General features: G+C 70.7%; 12 protein-coding genes, 1 tRNA gene and 2 pseudogenes. 7 read left to right on the top strand and 8 right to left on the bottom strand.

Annotated elements, in window-relative coordinates; translation table 11 throughout:
- The 5 genes and pseudogenes from KN815_RS19760 to KN815_RS19745 form a co-directional block, all read right to left on the bottom strand.
- A partial coding sequence (locus tag KN815_RS19760; RefSeq protein WP_216343269.1) for an IPT/TIG domain-containing protein occupies positions 1-1,033 on the bottom strand: 1,033 nt, incomplete at its 3' end.
- A 148-nt stretch (positions 1,034-1,181) separates the two neighbouring features.
- Positions 1,182-1,688, bottom strand: coding sequence for a hypothetical protein (locus KN815_RS50530; protein ID WP_253209095.1), 507 nt, complete (start codon positions 1,686-1,688; stop codon positions 1,182-1,184).
- A gap of 105 nt (positions 1,689-1,793) precedes the next feature.
- Positions 1,794-1,970, bottom strand: a pseudogene (locus tag KN815_RS52200) (IPT/TIG domain-containing protein); the annotation flags it as partial.
- A gap of 438 nt (positions 1,971-2,408) precedes the next feature.
- Positions 2,409-3,290, bottom strand: coding sequence for a siderophore-interacting protein (locus KN815_RS19750; protein ID WP_216343267.1), 882 nt, complete (start codon positions 3,288-3,290; stop codon positions 2,409-2,411).
- A 46-nt stretch (positions 3,291-3,336) separates the two neighbouring features.
- The gene (locus tag KN815_RS19745) at positions 3,337-4,248 is read right to left on the bottom strand and encodes a 5'-3' exonuclease (RefSeq protein WP_216343271.1); all 912 of its coding nucleotides are present in this window, start codon (positions 4,246-4,248) and stop codon (positions 3,337-3,339) included.
- Positions 4,249-4,480: 232 nt separating this feature from the next.
- Between KN815_RS19745 and KN815_RS19740 the strand changes: the two genes are divergently transcribed.
- From KN815_RS19740 to KN815_RS50515, 5 genes and pseudogenes are all read left to right on the top strand, one after another.
- Positions 4,481-5,629 (top strand): quaternary amine ABC transporter ATP-binding protein, encoded by a 1,149-nt coding sequence (locus KN815_RS19740; RefSeq protein ID WP_216343266.1) that lies wholly within the window; start codon positions 4,481-4,483, stop codon positions 5,627-5,629.
- A complete protein-coding gene (locus KN815_RS19735; protein WP_216343265.1) occupies positions 5,622-8,243 on the top strand; it encodes an ABC transporter permease/substrate binding protein in 2,622 nt (873 codons plus the stop codon). Before KN815_RS19740 ends, KN815_RS19735 begins: the two co-directional genes overlap by 8 nt.
- A 208-nt stretch (positions 8,244-8,451) precedes the next feature.
- Complete coding sequence (locus tag KN815_RS19730) at positions 8,452-9,189, top strand: helical backbone metal receptor (protein ID WP_216343264.1); 738 nt, start codon at positions 8,452-8,454, stop codon at positions 9,187-9,189.
- 272 nt (positions 9,190-9,461) lie between these two features.
- Positions 9,462-10,097: pseudogene (locus KN815_RS50520) on the top strand (alpha/beta hydrolase); the annotation flags it as partial.
- A gap of 33 nt (positions 10,098-10,130) precedes the next feature.
- Positions 10,131-11,027: a Vgb family protein gene (locus tag KN815_RS50515; RefSeq protein ID WP_253209096.1), complete on the top strand. Its 897-nt coding sequence runs from the start codon at positions 10,131-10,133 to the stop codon at positions 11,025-11,027.
- 94 nt (positions 11,028-11,121) lie between these two features.
- Here KN815_RS50515 and KN815_RS19720 read toward each other — a convergent pair whose 3' ends face one another.
- Positions 11,122-14,445 (bottom strand): amidohydrolase family protein, encoded by a 3,324-nt coding sequence (locus KN815_RS19720; RefSeq protein WP_372458402.1) that lies wholly within the window; start codon positions 14,443-14,445, stop codon positions 11,122-11,124.
- Positions 14,446-14,709: 264 nt separating this feature from the next.
- On the opposite strand from KN815_RS19720, the gene KN815_RS19715 reads away from it, so the two are divergent.
- Positions 14,710-15,660, top strand: a complete 951-nt coding sequence (locus KN815_RS19715) for an alpha/beta fold hydrolase (RefSeq protein WP_216343262.1) — start codon at positions 14,710-14,712, stop codon at positions 15,658-15,660.
- Between the two features lie 49 nt (positions 15,661-15,709).
- Here KN815_RS19715 and KN815_RS19710 read toward each other — a convergent pair whose 3' ends face one another.
- Both KN815_RS19710 and KN815_RS19705 read right to left on the bottom strand, forming a co-directional pair.
- Positions 15,710-16,627 (bottom strand): transketolase family protein, encoded by a 918-nt coding sequence (locus tag KN815_RS19710; RefSeq protein ID WP_216343261.1) that lies wholly within the window; start codon positions 16,625-16,627, stop codon positions 15,710-15,712.
- A 31-nt stretch (positions 16,628-16,658) separates the two neighbouring features.
- Positions 16,659-17,360 (bottom strand): thiamine pyrophosphate-binding protein, encoded by a 702-nt coding sequence (locus KN815_RS19705; protein ID WP_216343260.1) that lies wholly within the window; start codon positions 17,358-17,360, stop codon positions 16,659-16,661.
- A gap of 225 nt (positions 17,361-17,585) precedes the next feature.
- Between KN815_RS19705 and KN815_RS19700 the strand changes: the two genes are divergently transcribed.
- Positions 17,586-17,662 (top strand) — tRNA-Pro (locus tag KN815_RS19700).
- Positions 17,663-17,698: the final 36 nt, after the last annotated feature.

The following is a 17,698-nucleotide window of genomic DNA, read 5'->3' as shown; positions in this document are numbered from 1 at the left end:
ACTGCGGGCTCACACCGCTGACGATCGGCGCGGCGACATAGATGTACGACAGTGGGTTGCTGATGCCCCCTGGCGTGGTCACGGTCACGTTCACCACCGACGGCGGCCCCGCCGGAGCGGTGACGGTGATGTGGGTGGGGGTGTTGGTGAGGATGGTGGCGGGGGTGGCGCCGAAGAGGACTTGGATGGCACCCGTGAGGTTGGTGCCGGTGATGGTGACCGTATTGCCCCCGCTGGTGGGGCCGTTGGGCGGGCTGAGGTTGGTGATGGTGGGGGCCGGGACCGCGGTGTAGGTGTAGGGGACGGGGTTGCTGGTGCCTCCTGGGGTGGTGACGGTGACGTTTGCGGTGCCGGTGCCTGGGGGTGCGGTGGCGGTGATTTGGGTGGGGGTGTTGGTGAGGATGGTGGCGGGGGTGGGGCCGAAGAGGACTTGGGTGGCGCCGGTGAGGTTGGTGCCGGTGATGGTGATGGTGTTGCCGCCGCTGGTGGGGCCTGAGGTGGGGCTGAGGGTGGTGATGGTGGGTGCGGGGGTGGTGATGTAGGTGTAGGAGAGGGGGTTGCTGGTGCCTCCTGGGGTGGTGACGGTGACGTTTGCGGTGCCGGTGCCTGGGGGTGCGGTGGCGGTGATTTGGGTGGGGGTGTTGGTGAGGATGGTGGCGGGGGTGGGGCCGAAGAGGACTTGGGTGGCGCCGGTGAGGTTGGTGCCGGTGATGGTGATGGTGTTGCCGCCGCTGGTGGGCCCCGAGGCCGGGCTGAGCGTGGTGAGCACCGGAGCCGGGACCGTCGTGTAGCTGAAGAACACGTTCTGGGTGCTGGTCCCCATCGGGCCGGTGACCGTGATCTTCACCGTGCCGCTCCCCGGGGGCGTTCTGGCCGTGATCTGCGTATCGCTTACGATGACCACATTGGTGGCCAGGTTGGGGCCGAACCTGACCGCGCTGGCGTTGGTGAAGCCGGAACCGTTGATCGTGACAGAGGTGCCTCCGGCCGGATTGCCTTGTGTGGGGCTGACGCTGGTCACTACGGGAGCCATGATGCTCTCCTCTCGTGCTTCTCGGACGACCGTGCCCTGGCCAACGCGCTGTCGGCCAGGGCACGGCGGGTCGCCGCTCACCGCGCCGGAGGGAGGAGAGCGGGCGGTGGTGTGGTGCTGTCGTCGGTGCCCGGTCGTATCCGACGGGTCAGGTGACGGTGAACGCCAGAGTGCCGGAGGTACCGCCGCAGGTGGTGACCGTGAGGGTCGCCGCGCCCGTGGCCGCGGTGGCCGGTACGTCGAAGGTGAACGAGGTGCCGTCGATGGGACTGACGATGGGGGTGAAAACCGTGGCGCCGGAGTCCGTGAAGGTCGCGCTGGTGATGCCGTCGAGGCAACTCCCGCCGCTGACGGTGACGGTGGTTCCGTCGGGGCCTGTCGCCGGGGTCGCGGTCGCGGCGGCCAGGACAGGCGGGTTGGTGTACTCGACCAGGGTGGTACCCGATGTGCTGGTGCCACCCGCCGTGGTGACGGTGATGGTCTGGGGGACGATACAGGTGGCCTGGGTCGCGTTGGCCGGAGCGGTGAAGGTGGTCTGGCTGTCGTTGCCGCCGGCGGCGAGCGCGACGGTGCCGACCGAGCCCACGGTGATGGTCCCGCCGGCCGCGAAGCCGGAGCCGAAGAGCGTGACCGAGCCGCCCGTGGCCGCTGGCACACAGGTGACGCTCGTGCCCGTGGTCGTTGGGATGGCGGTGCGGAAGAACGCCAATGAGTTGCTGGTGATGCCGGAGGTGCTGGTCACGCTGACCGAGACCTGGCCCGAGCACGGCGCCGAGTTGGGGACGGTGAAGATGACCGTGGTCGCGGTGACGGTCGTCGGTGTGACCGGGGTGGAGCCGAAGTTCACCCTGGCGGTGGTGGACATCCCCGAGCCGTTGATGGTGATCGAATCTCCGGGTTTGCCCTGAGTGGCGCTCAATGTTGTGATGGTTGCCATGATCTTTCTCCTTTGATCGTGCCGTTCTCGGGGAGGGCGCTGAGGGCAGGCCGAAGGCTGGCGCAGCCTGCGACCGCGTAGGCCCGGGGGCCTCGGTGGGGCGTGAGGGGCGTGAGGGGCGTGTGAAGCCCCTTGCCTCAGGGGCGGCCTGGGGACGGGTCGTCCGGTGGAAAGCGATGCGACGCCGTAGCACGGGGCGCTGTCGAACTCGCCGTTATCGATTTAAGCGAGTGAACGAAGGCCGCGGGAGGTGCAATTGGAGCATTACGGTATTCATGTGTAAGTAGGGTTAAAAGCCCCTCAGATGGCGGTATCTGCCGTCGCGCGCTCCCTGGGTAAACCTCGCAAGAGATGCGGGTAGGCCGCAAAAAAAGGGGGGCGGGTGCACGGCATCAGCCGTGCACCCGCCCGCCGTACGTACGGCGCCGCTGCGGTGTCCTACGCCGCGGCCTCCTCGGGCCCCGCCGTCTCCTGCTCCGCCTCGACCTGCTGGTTCCACTCCCGCTTCGACGCCTGCCAGCCGTCCTCGTCATGGCCGCGCCGCCAGTAACCGGAGATGGACAGCCACTCGCGCGGGATCTGGCACTCGAGGCGCAGATGGCGGCGGATCTCCTTCACGAAACCCGCCTCGCCGTGGACGAAGGCGTGCACCTGCCCGGGCGGGAACTCCAGCCCCCGGACGGCCGCCACCAGCGCCTCGCCGACCGGTGCGGCGCCCCGGTGCAGCCAGCTCACCCGGGCCCCCTCGGGCACGGTGAGCTTGAGCTCCTCCGCCTCGTCCGCCACCTCGATGAACGCGTGCACCGGCACCTCGGCCGCGCCGCCCGCCCGGCTGTCGGTGAGCCGCTCCAGTGCGGCGGCGATCGCGGGCAGCGCGCTCTCGTCCCCCACGAGCAGATGCCAGTCGGCCTCGGCGTCCGGGGCGTAGGCGCCGCCCGGCCCCATGAAGTGGATCTCCTCGCCCGGCTGGACCCGGGAGGCCCACGGCCCGGCCAGTCCCTCGTCGCCATGGGTCACGAAGTCCACCGTCAGTTCGCGGGCCGCCGGATCCCAGGCCCGGACCGTGTACGTCCGGGTGACCGGCCACTGCTCGCGCGGGAAGTCGGCGCGGATCCGCTCCAAGTCGAACGGCTCGGGGTAAGTGGCGCCCCCGGTCGGGAAGAGCAGCTTGATGTAGTGATCGGTCCACTCGCCCACATGGAAGCCGGCGAGGCCGTCGCCGCCCAGGACGACCCGCACCATATGCGGGGTCAGCCGGTCGGTGCGCACCACCTGTGCGCGATGCGGCGTGCGCGTCTTACGGGCCGGACGGTCCGCCATGGCAACCCCCTGATCAATTAGAGTTAGGTATACCTAACCTAACAGCTCATCCCTCGAGAGTGGACAGCAATCTGCGCAAAGATCCGCCCAATCCCCACCGTTGTGCCAGCGCCTGCACGGCCGCGGGGTCGCGCGGTGAGTGCGGCAGCGCCGGGTCGAAGTCCGGCAGCGCCACATCCGAGGCGACCCGCACCACCTTCGGGGCGACCTCGATATACGGCCGCGCCTCGGCCAGCCGCTTGCGCTGGGTGGGGGTCAGCTTGGCGGCGGGGTCGTCCACCGCGGCCATGATCCCGGCCAGGTCGCCATGGGCGGCCAGCAGCTTGGCGGCGGTCTTCTCGCCGACGCCGGGCACCCCCGGCAACCCGTCGCTGGGGTCGCCGCGCAGCAGCGCCAGATCCACATACCCCCGGCCGTCGACCCCGTACTTCTCGCGTACGTAGGACTCGTCGACCAGTTGCAGCGTGCCCACGCCCTTGACGGGGTAGAGCACCCGCACCCCGCGCTCGTCGTCCACCAACTGGAACAGATCGCGGTCGCCAGTGACGATGTCGACCGGGCCGCCCGCCCGGCCCGTGAGCGTGCCGATCACATCGTCGGCCTCGTAGTCCGCGGCGCCCACCCGGGCGATGCCGATCGCGTCGAGCACCTCGTCGATCACCGGGACCTGCGGGGAGAGGGTGTCCGGCACCTCCTCCTGGTCCACCCCGGCCCCCTGTGGGGCCTCCTCGGCGACCCGGTGGGCCTTGTAGGTGGGGATCAGCGCGACCCGCCAGGCCGGGCGCCAGTCGAAGTCCATGCAGGCCACCAGGTCGTCCGGGCGGTGGTCCTGGACCAGCCGGGCGATGAAGTCGAGGAGGCCGCGCACGGCGTTCACCGGCGTGCCGTCGGGGGCCCGGACCGAGTCCGGCACTCCGAAATAGGCCCGGAAGTAGAGGGAGGCGGTGTCGAGGAGCATCAGGCGTCGCGTCACCCCCCGATCATGCACTACCCGACGGACAGAACCCCTGGGATAATGTGATGTGGATCACCGTTTGGTTTACGCCAAACCGATCAGGGCAGGCGCGCCCCCGGAGCGAACCCGTTCAGCACTTCAACTATTGCGGCGGTCCGCGGTCCGATGCCGTGCCGCTCCACGACCCGCCGGCGGGGGTGGCGGGTCGTTTTTTGGTGCGATCTGAGAGGTACATGTGGCCACATTGCGAGCCGAACGCCTGTACAAGGTGTTCGGCAGACGACCCGATGAGGCGGTGGCGCGGCTCGAGGGCGGCGCGGACCGTGAAGAGCTCCGCGCGAGCGGGACGACAGCAGCGGTCATCGATGCGTCCTTCACCGTCGAGGCGGGTCAGATCTTCGTCGTCATGGGTCTGTCCGGATCCGGTAAGTCCACGCTGCTGCGCATGCTGAACGGGCTGCTGGAGCCGACCGCGGGGCGCGTGCTCTTCGACGACGACGACCTGACCGTGCTCAGCCCCAAGGACCTGCGCGAGGTGCGGTCCCGCAAGATCAGCATGGTCTTCCAGCATTTCGCCCTCTTCCCGCACCGCAGCGTGCTGGAGAACGCCGCCTACGGCCTCGAGGTGCAGGGTGTGCCCCGCGAGGAGCGCATCCGGCGCGCCACCGAGGCGCTGGAGTTGGTGGGCCTGGCCGGCTGGGAGAAGTCCTGGCCCGATGAGCTCTCGGGCGGTATGCAGCAGCGCGTCGGCCTCGCCCGCGCCCTGGCCACCGACGCCGACATGCTGCTGATGGACGAGTCCTTCAGCGCGCTCGACCCGCTGATCCGGCGCGATATGCAGGACCAGTTGCTTCAGCTTCAGAAGCGGCTCAAGAAGACCATCGTCTTCATCACCCACGATCTGAACGAGGCCATGCGGCTCGGCGACCGTATCGCCGTGATGCGCGACGGCAAGATCGTCCAGATCGGCACCGCCGAGGACATCCTGGTCACCCCGGCCAACGACTACGTCGCCTCCTTCACCCAGGACGTCGACCGCAGCCGGGTGCTCACCGCCGGCGCGATCATGGCCGAACCGAGCGAGGCCCTGGGCAGCAAGACCGACGACGGCACCACGCTCCGCACCGAGCAGGACGTGCTGGCGGCCGCACCCGCCACCGTCCCCGAGAGCACGCCGATCATCGAGCTGTTCCGGCCCTGTTCGCTCAGCGGCGTCGCGGTCGCCGTCACCGACGACGACGGCGCGCTCGTGGGCGTCGTCACCCGCGCCCGGCTGCTCGCCGTCCTCGGCGAGCCGGACGCCGGATCCGACGGCGCGCAGCCGTCGGCCGGTGACACCCCGGACGCGCCCGAGGCCACCAAGAAGGTGATCACCGGTGCCTAGGCTTCAGCTCGGCGACTGGATCAACTCCGGCGTCAACTGGCTCCGAGACAATCTGAGCTGGCTCTTCGACTTCATCTCCAGCGTCGTCCAGGGCATGTACGACGGGCTGAACACCGTGCTCAGCGGCCCCGAGCCGCTGCTGTTCGCGGGCATCCTGGCGCTGCTCGCCTGGTGGCTGCGCGGGCTGCTGCCCGCCGTGCTCGCCTTCCTGGGATTCGCCCTCATCGACTCGATCGAGTTGTGGGGCGAGGCGATGAACACCCTCGCACTGGTGCTGGTCGCCGGTGTGATCACCATCGTGTTCGCGGTGCCGCTGGGCATCTGGGCCTCGCGCAACCGCGCGGTGAGCGCCGTGATCCGCCCGGTGCTGGACTTCATGCAGACGATGCCCGCCTTCGTCTACCTGATCCCCGGCATCTTCTTCTTCGGCCTCGGGGTGGTCCCCGGCGTCGTCGCCACCGTCATCTTCTCGATGCCCCCGGGCGTCCGCATGACGGAACTGGGCATCCGGCAGGTGGATGCGGAGCTGGTCGAGGCGGCCGACGCCTTCGGCACCCATCCGCGCCGCACCCTCCTGCGCGTCCAGCTTCCGCTGGCCCTGCCCACCATCATGGCGGGCGTCAACCAGGTGATCATGCTGGCGCTGTCCATGGTCGTCATCGCCGGCATGGTCGGCGCCGAGGGCCTGGGATCCACCGTCTTCCAGGCGATCAGCTCCGTCGACGTCGCCATGGGCTTCGAGGGCGGTATCGCGGTCGTCATCCTGGCCATGTACCTGGACCGGATGACCAGCGCGCTCAACCAGCGCGTCTCCCCGCTGGCCCGCCGTGCGCTGGCCAAGGAGAAGGCCAAGGCGCTCAGCGGTCTCAAGGTGCTGCACTGGCGCCCCGCGACCTCCGTCGCCATGGTCGGCGTCGTCGTCCTGGCACTCGTCGCCGGCGGCATGAGCATGTTCGGCGACGACGAAAAGGGACCCGAGGTCTCCGCCAACGTCGGCAAGGGCCAGCCGGTCAACATCGGCTACATCAACTGGGACGAGGGCGTCGCCTCCACCTTCCTGTGGAAGGAGCTTCTGGAGCAGCGCGGCTTCAAGCCCAAGGTCCAGTCGTACGACGTCGGCGCGCTGTACACCGGTATGGCCGCGGGCAACATCGACTTCGAGACCGACTCCTGGCTGCCCACCACCCACGCCTCGTACTGGGCGAAGTACAAGGACAAGCTGGAGAACCTCGGCTCCTGGTACGGACCCACCTCCCTGGAGGTCGCGGTGCCCTCGTACGTCAAGGGCGTCAAGACCCTGGAGGACCTCGAGAAGAAGTCCAGCACCTTCAAGAAGAAGATCGTCGGCATCGAGCCCGGTGCCGGTGAGATGAAGCTGATGCAGGACAAGGTCATGCCGGGCTACGGCCTGAACAAGGACTTCTCCCTGGTCAAGGGCTCCACCGCGGCCATGCTCTCCCAGTTGGACCGCTCCTACGCCAAGAAGGAGCCGATCGCGGTCACCCTGTGGTCCCCGCACTGGGCGTACGACAAGTACGACCTCGTCAAGCTGAAGGACCCCAAGGGCGCCTTCGGCAAGGGCGACCGCATCGACTCCCTGGCGCGCAAGGGCTTCTCCAAGGACAACCCGCAGGTCGCCAAGTGGATCAAGAACTTCAAGCTGGACGAGAAGCAGCTCACCAGCCTGGAGTCGGCCATCCAGGACGCCGGTAAGGGCAAGGAGCAGGAGGGCGTGCGCGCCTGGCTCAAGAAGAACCCGGGCATGGCCAACAAGCTGGCCCCGGTGCCCGGCGGCGCCGACCAGAAGGGCAAGGACGCCGGAGCCGCGCCGAAGATCGGCTACTTCCCGTGGGACGAGGACATCGCCACCACCTATCTGTGGAAGAACGTCCTCGAGCGGCGTGGCTACAAGCCGTCGATCAAGCAGTACGACGTCGGCTCCATGTTCACCGGAATGAGCACCGGGCAGGTCGATGTCGAGTTCGACGGCTGGCTGCCGGTCGCCCAGAAGCAGTACTGGGACAGATACAAGAAGAACCTGGTCGACGTCGGGTCGTGGTACGACAAGACCTCCCTGGAGATCGCCGTGCCGTCCTACGTCAAGGACGTGAAGTCCCTGGCGGACCTGAAGGGCAAGTCGTCCACCTTCAAGGGGAAGATCATCGGCATCGAGCCGGGCACCGGCGAGATGAAGATACTCAAGAGCAAGGTGCTGTCGGCATATGGCCTGGACAAGGAGTACACCGTCAGTGACGGCTCCTCGCCCGCGATGCTGGCCCAGCTCGAGCGCTCGTACGCCAAGAAGGAGCCGGTCGCGGTCGTCCTGTGGACCCCGCACTGGGCCTACAGCAAGTACAAGCTGACCAAGCTCGCCGACCCGAAGCAGGCGTTCGGGGCCAGCAACCAGCTCCACACGCTCGCCAACAAGAACTTCCCGAAGAAGTTCCCCGAGTTCAACGGGTGGCTGAAGAAGTGGCATATGACCGAGAAGGAACTCGCGAGCCTGGAGGCGTCGATCCAGGACGCCGGTAAGGGCAACGAGGAGGAGGGCGTCCAGAAGTGGATGGACGCCAACCCCGGCATCGTCGACAAGATGGCGCCGGTGGCTTCCTGATCCGCCACCAGGTGGTCTGCTGACCCACCGCAGGCATAACGCACACACCGCGGCCCGGAGCACCTGCTCCGGGCCGCGGTCGCTTCCTTGGTGCGGGCGGCTCGTACGCGGGCCTTACGGCTCGCATCCGGCGTTGCCGGAACCGCGTGACCGGTCGCGCCGTACGGTGGAGCGAGTCGTACGGTGGAGCGAGTCGTACGGTGGAGCGATGAGCCCTCGCATCCCCGTACGGCGCGTGGTGTCCCTCGTGCCCTCGCTCACCGAGGCCGTCGCCGCCACCGCGCCGGAGCTGCTGGCCGGGGTGACCGACTGGTGCACCCATCCGTCCGGCCTCGCCGCGGAGCGCATCGGCGGCACCAAGAACCCCGACACCGCCCGGATCGCCGCCCTCGCACCGGATCTCGTGATCGCCAACGAGGAGGAGAACCGCCCCTCCGACCTCGCCGCGCTGCGCGCCGCCGGTCTCGACGTCCTGGTGACCGAAGTGCGCACCCTGGACCAGGCGTTCACCGAGCTGGAGCGGGTCCTGGTGCGCGGCTGCGGACTGGCCCGGCCCGGCTGGCTGGACGCGGCCGAGGCCGCCTGGGCGGACGTACGGGCCGATGGCCCGGCGCGGCAGGCCGTCGTACCGGTGTGGCGGCGTCCGTGGATGGTGCTGGGCCGGGACACCTTCGCCGGTGACGTCCTGGCCCGGCTGGGCGTACGGCACCACTACAGCACGCACCCCGAGCGCTATCCCCGCGTCCCGATCGAGGAGTTGACGGCGCGGAACGCGGATCTGGTGGTGCTGCCCGACGAGCCGTACCGCTTCACGGCCGACGACGGCCCCGAGGCGTTCCCCGGCGTCCCGGCGGCCCTGGTCAGCGGCCGTCACCTCACCTGGTACGGCCCCTCGCTGGCCGAGGCGCCCGCGGTCCTCACAGCCGCGTTGACGGCGGCGCGCTGACGGCGGCGCGGTCACGTCCGAGGGGGTACGGCTGAGGACGGCTGTGGCCCCCTCGCGCGGGTCGTGCATAGTAATTCCCGCTACGGGAGTTGATCGCGACCCTCGCGAGTCCGGACGGACCACCCCACGACGGATCACCTCACGACGGACCACCTCACGACGGAGGACCCTTGCTGAACGTCATCGCCGTACCCGCGGAGCCCGGGGCGGTCCAAGCGGTCCGCGACCGCGCCGACGCGCTGATCGCCGCCGCGCTCCCGGACGACGCCGAGGTGCGCGGCGACTGGGTCCGCGCCCCCGGCGCCCAGGGCGGCGCGGTGATCTATGTGCACGGCGGCGGGTTCGCCCACACCATGCCCGAAGCCGAGCGGGTGATGGCCTATCGGCTCTCGAAGGCCACCGGACGCCCCGCCCTGCGGGTGGACTACCGGCTGGCGCCCGAACACCCCTACCCCGCGGCGCTCGAGGACGTTCTGGCCGCCTGGCGGAGCGTGCTGGACGAGGGCGTCCCCGCCGCCGAGGTCGTACTCGCCGGTGAGTCGGCCGGGGCCACGCTGGTGCTGTCCGCCCTGCTGGAGATCGGGCGGACCGGCGGTCCGCGGCCCGGTGCCGCGGTCGTGGTCTCACCCGTCACCGACTTCGCCCTTACCGGTGCGTCGCTTGCCGCCAACGACGGTAAGGACGTCGTGAACCGGGCCGCCCTCGGCTCCATACGCGCCCAGTACCTGGCCGGCGCGCCCGCCGACCAGGCCCCGCAGTCGCCGCTGTACGGGGATCCGCGCGGGCTGCCACCGCTGCTGATCGCCGTCGGCACGGACGAGGTGCTCCTGGACGACGCCCGCCGCTTCGCCGAGGCGGCCGACGCCGCCGGGGTGAGCGTGCGCCTGGAGGAGTACGCGGACATGCCGCACGCCTTCCATCTGTCCGAGCCGGGCGAGGTGCTGCTGGACCGGATCGGCCGGTGGCTCGCCGACCCGGTCCGCGTCTTCACCGTCAGCGAGCCGGACGCGGGGCCCTACGCGCTCACCGGCGGCCCCGACGGCGCCCTGTGGTTCACCCTGGTCCACCAGGGCGCGATCGGCCGCAGGGACGCGGACGGCGGGATCACCGTCCATCCCGTGGGAGCCAGGCCGACGGTGATCGCCCAAGGGCCCGACGGCGCCCTGTGGTTCACCGAGTACGGCACCCACCGCATCGGCCGGATCGCCGTGGACGGCACGGCCTCCTCCTACGCACCGCCGACCGCCGACGGCGGCCCGTACGGGATCGCCGCGGGCCCGGACGGGGCCATGTGGTTCACGCTGTCGGGCGCCGATCGCATCGGGCGGATCACCATGGACGGCGACATCACCGAGTACCCCGCGCCCGGAGCCTTCCCGTCCGCCCTGACGGCGGGGCCCGATGGCGCGCTGTGGTTCACCCTCAACCAGGGCAACGCCATCGGCCGCATCACCATGGACGGCCTGACGACCGTCCACCCCCTGCCGACCGAGGCCGCCGCGCCGGTGGGCATCGCTGAGGGGCCGGACGGCGCCCTGTGGTTCACCGAGATCGGCGCGGGGCAGATCGGCCGCATCACGGTGGACGGCACCGTCACCGAATACCCGCTGCCCGACCGCGAGGCGCGGCCGCACGCCATCACCCACGGCCCCGATGGGGCGCTGTGGTTCACCGAATGGGGCCGCGGCGGGGTCGGACGCATTACCACCGACGGCCGGATCACGGCGTACGACCTGCCCCGAGCCGACTGCGAACCGCACGGCATCGCCCCGTACGACGGCGCACTGTGGTGCGCCCTGGAAACGGGCTCCCTGGCCAGGATCGACGTCCCCAGGTAACCGTCCCGGCCCCCGGCTCCGATCCCCGAAGCCGCGTGCCGGAACCTGGCGGGGTGGGCCGGGGACCGGAGCCCCCGCCCCACCCCCGGCGCCCTCAGCCCTCCACCGCGCAGCAGGAGTCGCGCCGCAGCAGCCGCCCCACCTCCAGCCACTCATCCGCCGACCGCCCGTGGGGTGCCGCCGCGGCACCGGCCCCCGGGAAGGACTCGACCAGTTCGCGCTGCTGGTACGGCACCCCGCCCCGCAGCACCGACACCGTCCGTATCAGCGAGTCGAAGTCGGTGAAGGGATCGCCGTCCACGACCGTCAGATCCGCCAGCTTGCCGACCTCCAGGGTCCCCAGGTCGCGCTCGGCGCCGAAGGCCCGCGCCGGCAGGATGGTCGCCGTGCGCAGCGCCTCCTGCGGCGACAGCCCGAACCGGTGCAGCGCGCGAAGGGCCAGATGCAGATGGAGGCCCACCGGCACCAGCGGCTGGTCCGTCCCCAGGGCCACCACCCCGCCCTCGGCCAGAATCCGCCGGTAGACCCCGATCTCGGTGCCCAGCGTGGTCAGTTGGTCCGCGGTCGGGGGCGTCCCGGCGAGCTGCCGTACGAGCGCGGTGTCCCACGGCGGCATCAGCCGGGTGACCCGCTCGTCATCCGCCAGCGAGGGGTCCGCGCCCACCAGGGGCGAGGCCGTGAACGGCGTGGCGATGAGCCGGAAGTCGGAGGTCGCGGTGTAGATCTCCGCCACGTCCTGCTGGGAGTGCCCGGACGCCGTCGTGGCGTGCCCGTACTCCAGCCGCTGGGTGGCCTGTAGATGCGTCGTCAGGTCCTGTCCGAGCTGTATGCCCGGTGAGCACAGATGGCTGCCGGTGCGCACCCCGAGCCGCTCATGCGCGAACCGGGCCGCCTCCTCCATGATCCATCCCGGTGCGCGGACGTACGTCTTGACGAAGTCCCAGTCGAGCGCGGCACCGCGCTGCAAGGAGCGCCGCAGACCGTCCCGGGTGCGGTGCGCCCGGCCCATGCTGTACGCGACGCGCGGCCCGTCCAGCAGCTCGCCGGTGGCCAGCAGCCGCGGCCCGGCCAGCGCGCCCGCCGCGACGGCCTCCCTGAGGCGCGCCTGCTCATAGGCGAAGCCGCCGAGGGAAACGGCCGTGGTGATGCCGTAGGCGAGCTGCAAGGCCGTCTGACGGCCGCCATAGGTGTACTGCCACGGGTGGGTGTGGGCGTCCCACAGCCCCGGGATGACGGTGCGGTCGGAGGCGTCGACGCGCCGCTTCGCGGGCCGCCCGGCCCGGTGCGCCTCCACGGCCGCGATGCGTCCGCCGCGCACCACGATGTCCACGTCCTCGCGGACCGTGCCGTCCTTACGGCCGTCACCATCACGACCGGTGCCGCCGCCCTCGCCTCCGGTGCCGTCCCAGAACCGTCCGGCGTGCACGACGGTGTCCGCGGGGCGCGGCCGCCGGTGGTCCAGCGGGACGCGGACCGTGCGGGCGGTGCCGCGCTCGACGTCCAGCAGCCGCAGTCGGCCCGCCGACAGATACAGGACCTGGCGGGAGTCGCCGGACCAGGAGGGATGGTCGGCGGCCTCGTCGGTCAGCCGGCGCGCTGCGCCGTCGGGGGTGCCGTCCGCCCTTACCGGCAGCAGCCACAGGGCGGACTCGACGATGAGCGCCATATGGCGGCCATCGGGGGACCAGACCGGTCCGGAGTCATAGCGGTCGGAGAGGGAGGTGTGCGGCGCGACGGCATGCTGCCTGGCCGTACCGGTGTCGGTGTCGATCACCCGGATCAGGTTGTAGCCCTCGCGGAACCGCTGGTTCAGCCGGTTGCGATCGCACAGGGCGACATAGCGCCCGTCGGGCGACCAGCTCGGTCGGCCGGGCAGTCCGCCGGCCCCCATCGGCGCGGCGAGCACCCGCTCCGTACCGGCGTCGAGATCGCGCAGAACCAGGTTTCCCGACATGTCGACACTGACGAGCCGCTTGCCGTCGGGGGAGAGCGCCGGATGCACCCTGCCCCCGGAGGCCAGCACGGTCTCCTCGCCCGAGGCGAGGTCCCGGCGGCGCGCGGCCAGCAGCCCGTCGCGGTCGTCGGCGTACACCAGGGCGCGCCCGTCGGACGTCCAGGTGGGGGCCAGCAGATACCGGGTGGGGGCCGCCCGTACGACCCGGCGGGGGGCGCGGCCGCCGGAGACATCGGCGACCCAGAGCGAGTTGAGCGCGGCGAAGGCCACCTTACGGCCGTCGGGAGAGAGCGCGGGCAGATGCAGCCCGCGCACCGGCCGCGCCCCGCCACTGTCGAAGTCGTACCGCTTGACGCGATACCGGGGCCGGTCGAGGGTGAGGGTGGCGGAGAAGGGGATCTCCTCGTACGCGACGCCCTTACGGTCGGATTCCGCACCGGCTCCGGCCGCGCCGGACCGTACCCCCGGGGACACCCGGCACACCCGGAACCGCCCGTCGACGGTGAGCAGCAGCTCGTCCCGCGACACCCAACGGGGCGGTACGGGCTGCACATCTCCCTTGATCGCCACCGGCTTCCCGGCCACGACCAGCGTGCAGGAGGCGGCGGGAGCGGCAGTGGTCCGCAGATAGGCGAGATGGCCGTCCGCCGACACGGAGGGCGTCATCACCTGGGTGCCGGCGGTGGGATCGGTGTGCTCGACGGTGACCGGACCGGTGCCGTCGGCCCGTACGGAGGCCACCGTACGGGCGTTCAGCGTCGTTCCGGCGAGCGCACCGCGCACGAACAGCACCCGTTCGCCGTCCGCGGCCCAGGTGGGGTCGAAGTCCTCCCAGGCGCCGTCCTGGAGCGGCCCGTCCTGCCCGTCCGCGCCCGTGAGCCGGGTGAGCTCACCGCTGGCCACCTCCAGCACCCAGATCCGGTACGGGCTGCCCGCCACGGGGTCGCCGCCGCGCTCGGAGGCGAAGGCGATCCGGGTGCCGTCGGGCGACCAGGCCGGACCGCGGTCGTCCCACGGGCCGTCCGTTCGCTGCCGCAAACCAGAGCCGTCGGGGCGCAGCGTCCAGATATGGAATCCGCCGCCCCGGTAGGCGCAGACGGCCAGCAGCTTTCCATCGGGGGAGTAGACCGGCCGGGTGGGTTCCAGATCGGCCGGTGTGAGGGATACGGCCTCGCCGCCCTTGCGGGCGACCGACCACAGGACGTTCTGAACCTCGGCGATCATGCGGTCGCCGGACGGGGAGAGGGTCGCGGCGCCGTTGGTGGCGGCGGTGAAGGAGAGCGAGACCGGCCGGGCCGGTGCGGCGGCGGCCGTCTCGAAGGGCAGTGTGGCCGCGGTGGCGGCGGCGGTGCCCGCGGCGGCGGCCTGGAGAAAACGCCGCCGCGACAGGGCGGAGGCGGCTGCGGAGGCGGCTGCGGAGTCGGCTGCCGAGGCGGGGGAGAGCGAAGCGTCGTGCGTGTCCAACGGTCCTCCTGGAGCAAGGGAGTTGCATGGGTCAGGAGTCGATACGCGGTACCAAGCCCTTGATCGTTACACCCCCCACGCCCCGGAGGACAAGAGCGCGTCGATGCCCTTGGCTTGCGGGCCCGGCAAAGGGAGAGTGGGCTTCCGTCCACGCCGGACCGACTCGCGCAGACCGACCAGCACAGACCCAGACCGACCAGCACCAAATCGATATGCACCGGATCGATGAGCACCGGATCGATGAGCACCAGGAGATGAGACGGCATGCCCGACGGCGGTATCACCCACCGCACCGACCATCTGCCCACGCCCGACGGTGTGCGGGTCGCGACCTACACCTGGCTGCCGGAGAACGGTGCCCCGCGCGCGATCGTCCAGATCGCCCACGGCGCCGCCGAACACGCCCGGCGCTACGACCGGTTCGCCCGCTTCCTCGCCGCGCACGGCTATGCGGTGGTCGCCTCGGACCACCGGGGCCACGGAGCCACCGCCGAGTCGACGGGCGGCTTCGGCGTCGTCGGCGAGGAGGGCGACGGCTGGCGGGCGATCGTCTCGGACCTGCGCGCCATCGGCGACCGTGCCCGGGCCGCGCACCCCCCTGCGCCGCTGTTCCTGCTAGGCCACAGCATGGGTTCGATGCTGGCCCGCGACTGCGCCCAGGAGTACGGCGAGGAGTTGGCCGGGCTGATCCTCTCCGGGACCTTCCGCTCCCTTCCGGGCACCGAGACCGAGGAGGCGCTGGAGGGCATCGCCCAGGAGATCGCGGAACGGGGCCGGACCGCCCCGTCCACCTTCACCCCGACCCTCTTCGCCTCGTTCAACGACCCCTACGAGTCCCTTCAGGACCGGACGGGCTTCGAGTGGCTGTCGCGCGACCCGGCGGAGGTGGCCGCGTACGCGGCGGACGAGCGATGCGGCTTCGCGTTCAGCGCCGGGCTGTCCCTGGACTGGGTCCATGGCGTCCGTAAGATCAACGACCCGCGCCACCAGGCCCGCATCCCGGCCGCGCTGCCGGTGCATCTGGCCGTGGGCACCCAGGACCCGTGCAACCAGGGAATGACGCTCGTCTACGAACTCCTGGAGGACTTCCGCTACGGCGGCACACGGGAGCTGAGCTGGAAGGGATACCAGGGGGCCCGGCACGAGATCCTCAACGAGACCAACCGGGACGAGGTCCAGCAGGACCTGCTGACCTGGCTGGAAAAGCACCTCTGAAGCCCACCGGCCGGCCCCGGCCCGGCCGGCCCCGGCGGGAACCACCGCCTCAGCGCAGAAAGCCGGAGATGCGCGCGCGCAACGACGCCGGGTCCAGCCCCTGGCCCGCGAGATGCTCGTCGATCGTGCCGTAGCGGCGCAGCTCGCGCCGGGGGATGCCGAGACCGAGCACCCGATGCGGGCGATCGGCGAGCGCGTCGTTGACGGCGGCGGTCGAGGTGCCCGCGAGATACGGCTCGACCAGCACCACATCGACTGCCGCCCCGGCCCCGTCTCCGCCCCGGCCCCCTGCCGTAGCCCGCAGCGTCCGCGCGTCAAAGGGCCGCACCGTCGTGGCGTACAACACGGTCACATCCAGCCCCTCGGCGGCCGTGAGCACGCTGTCGAGCATCGGCCCGACCGCGATCACCACGCCGCCGCGCCCCTCCCGTACGGTCAGGAAGCGCCCGGGGGCGATGTCCCGCGGGGTGGAGTTGGAGTGTGCCGACAGCCGGACGTACACCGAGTCGTCACCGGCCGCGGCAGCGTCCCGCAGCAGCGCCTCGGCCTCGTCCGGATGGCCGGGCACATGGACGGTCCAGCCGTCGAGCGTGTCCAGCAGGGCCACATCGCCGGGAGCCATATGGGTGTAGCCGCCCGCGGGCCAGTCGTACGAACCGGCCGCGCTCACCAGCACCCCGCCCACGCCCTGGTGCCCGAAGTCCAGCTTGACCTGCTCAAAGGGCCGCTCGACCAGAAAGCTGGCGAAGGTGTGCAGAATCGGCCGCATCCCGGTCAGGGCCAGTCCACCGCCGACGCCGACCAGCAACTGCTCGCGGATGCCGACATTGATCACCCGGTCGGGATGCGCCCGGGCCGCGTCCGTGAACCCGTCCTTACCGATCTCCGCCAGCACGACGGCCAGCCGGGGGTCGTCGTCGAGAAGACGGGAGACGGTGGCGGCGAATCGCTCACGCATGGTGTCCATTGAAGACAGTTCCTCTCACCCTCGAAACACATCAGATCTTGGCCTCGACCCGGGCCACCACGGCATGCGGCCGCCCCGGGTGCGGCGCGGTGTACGCCTCGTACAGCGCCTGGTGATCACGCCCGTCCACGGTCGCCGTGGACCACCCCGCGGCCTCGAACCGCGCGGCGATGCCCCCGGGCCGGCCATGGGTGGCGGAGGCATTGTCGACAACGACGGTGTGCAACCGCTCCAGCCCGACGGCCCCCGCATACGCGATCGCCTCGTGATTGCTGCCCTCGTCCAGCTCGGCGTCGCCGACAAGCACCCACACCGCCGCCCCGGAAAGCCCCTGCGCCCGCAACCCGAGCGCACTCCCCACGGCCAACGGCAACCCATGCCCGAGCGAGCCACTGCTGATCTCGGCACCCGGTACGAGCACCCGATCCGGATGGTGCCCCAGCGGCGACTCGTACGCCCCGAACCCCGGCAGCCACGACTCGGGCAGAAAACCCTTGGCGGCGAGCACGGCGTAGTACGCCATCGGCCCGTGCCCCTTGGACAGCAGAAACCGATCCCGGTCCGGAGCATCCACCGCCTCCGGCGAGACCCGCAGCACCCGGTCGTAGAGCACCCAGACCACATCAAGCGTCGAGGTCGCGGCCGGCCCATGCTTCTCGTCCCCGGTCATCAGACTCATCAGCCGAGGAAGATCGTCGTACCCCTGCGCGGTGTGAACGTCGATGAAGGTCATAACCCGAGCGTGCAACTTAAACCAAACTTCAAGTCAAGTGCCCCGCCCTCTCCACTCCCGGCTCCCCACTAACGCTGAGCAACCACCCGATCCCACCGAGCGAACACCCCACCCGCTCCCGCCGGACTCCCGATCTTCACCAGGGGGTGGCAGCGGCCACCCCCTGAGGTGCGGTATTGTTCTTCATGCGCGGTCGGCGAGGGAAAACCCAAACCGAACGAGCACCGGGACGTGGCGCAGCTTGGTAGCGCACTTGACTGGGGGTCAAGGGGTCGCAGGTTCAAATCCTGTCGTCCCGACCAGCATCATTGCAGGTCGGAGGCCGTTTCCGCGGGTAG

Origin of the sequence: Streptomyces niphimycinicus, assembly GCF_018883605.1 — a bacterium.
In the GTDB taxonomy this organism is placed as follows: domain Bacteria; phylum Actinomycetota; class Actinomycetes; order Streptomycetales; family Streptomycetaceae; genus Streptomyces; species Streptomyces niphimycinicus.
This window is presented reverse-complemented; position numbering and strand designations above follow the sequence as displayed.

Coding starts and splice junctions, on each gene's coding strand:
- KN815_RS19750 (WP_216343267.1), bottom strand. CDS start 3,290: ATGGCGGACCGTCCGGCCCGTAAGACGCGCACGCCGCATCGCGCACAG.
- KN815_RS19745 (WP_216343271.1), bottom strand. CDS start 4,248: ATGCTCCTCGACACCGCCTCCCTCTACTTCCGGGCCTATTTCGGAGTG.
- KN815_RS19730 (WP_216343264.1), top strand. CDS start 8,452: ATGAGCCCTCGCATCCCCGTACGGCGCGTGGTGTCCCTCGTGCCCTCG.
- KN815_RS19715 (WP_216343262.1), top strand. CDS start 14,710: ATGCCCGACGGCGGTATCACCCACCGCACCGACCATCTGCCCACGCCC.
- KN815_RS19710 (WP_216343261.1), bottom strand. CDS start 16,627: ATGGACACCATGCGTGAGCGATTCGCCGCCACCGTCTCCCGTCTTCTC.
- KN815_RS19705 (WP_216343260.1), bottom strand. CDS start 17,360: ATGACCTTCATCGACGTTCACACCGCGCAGGGGTACGACGATCTTCCT.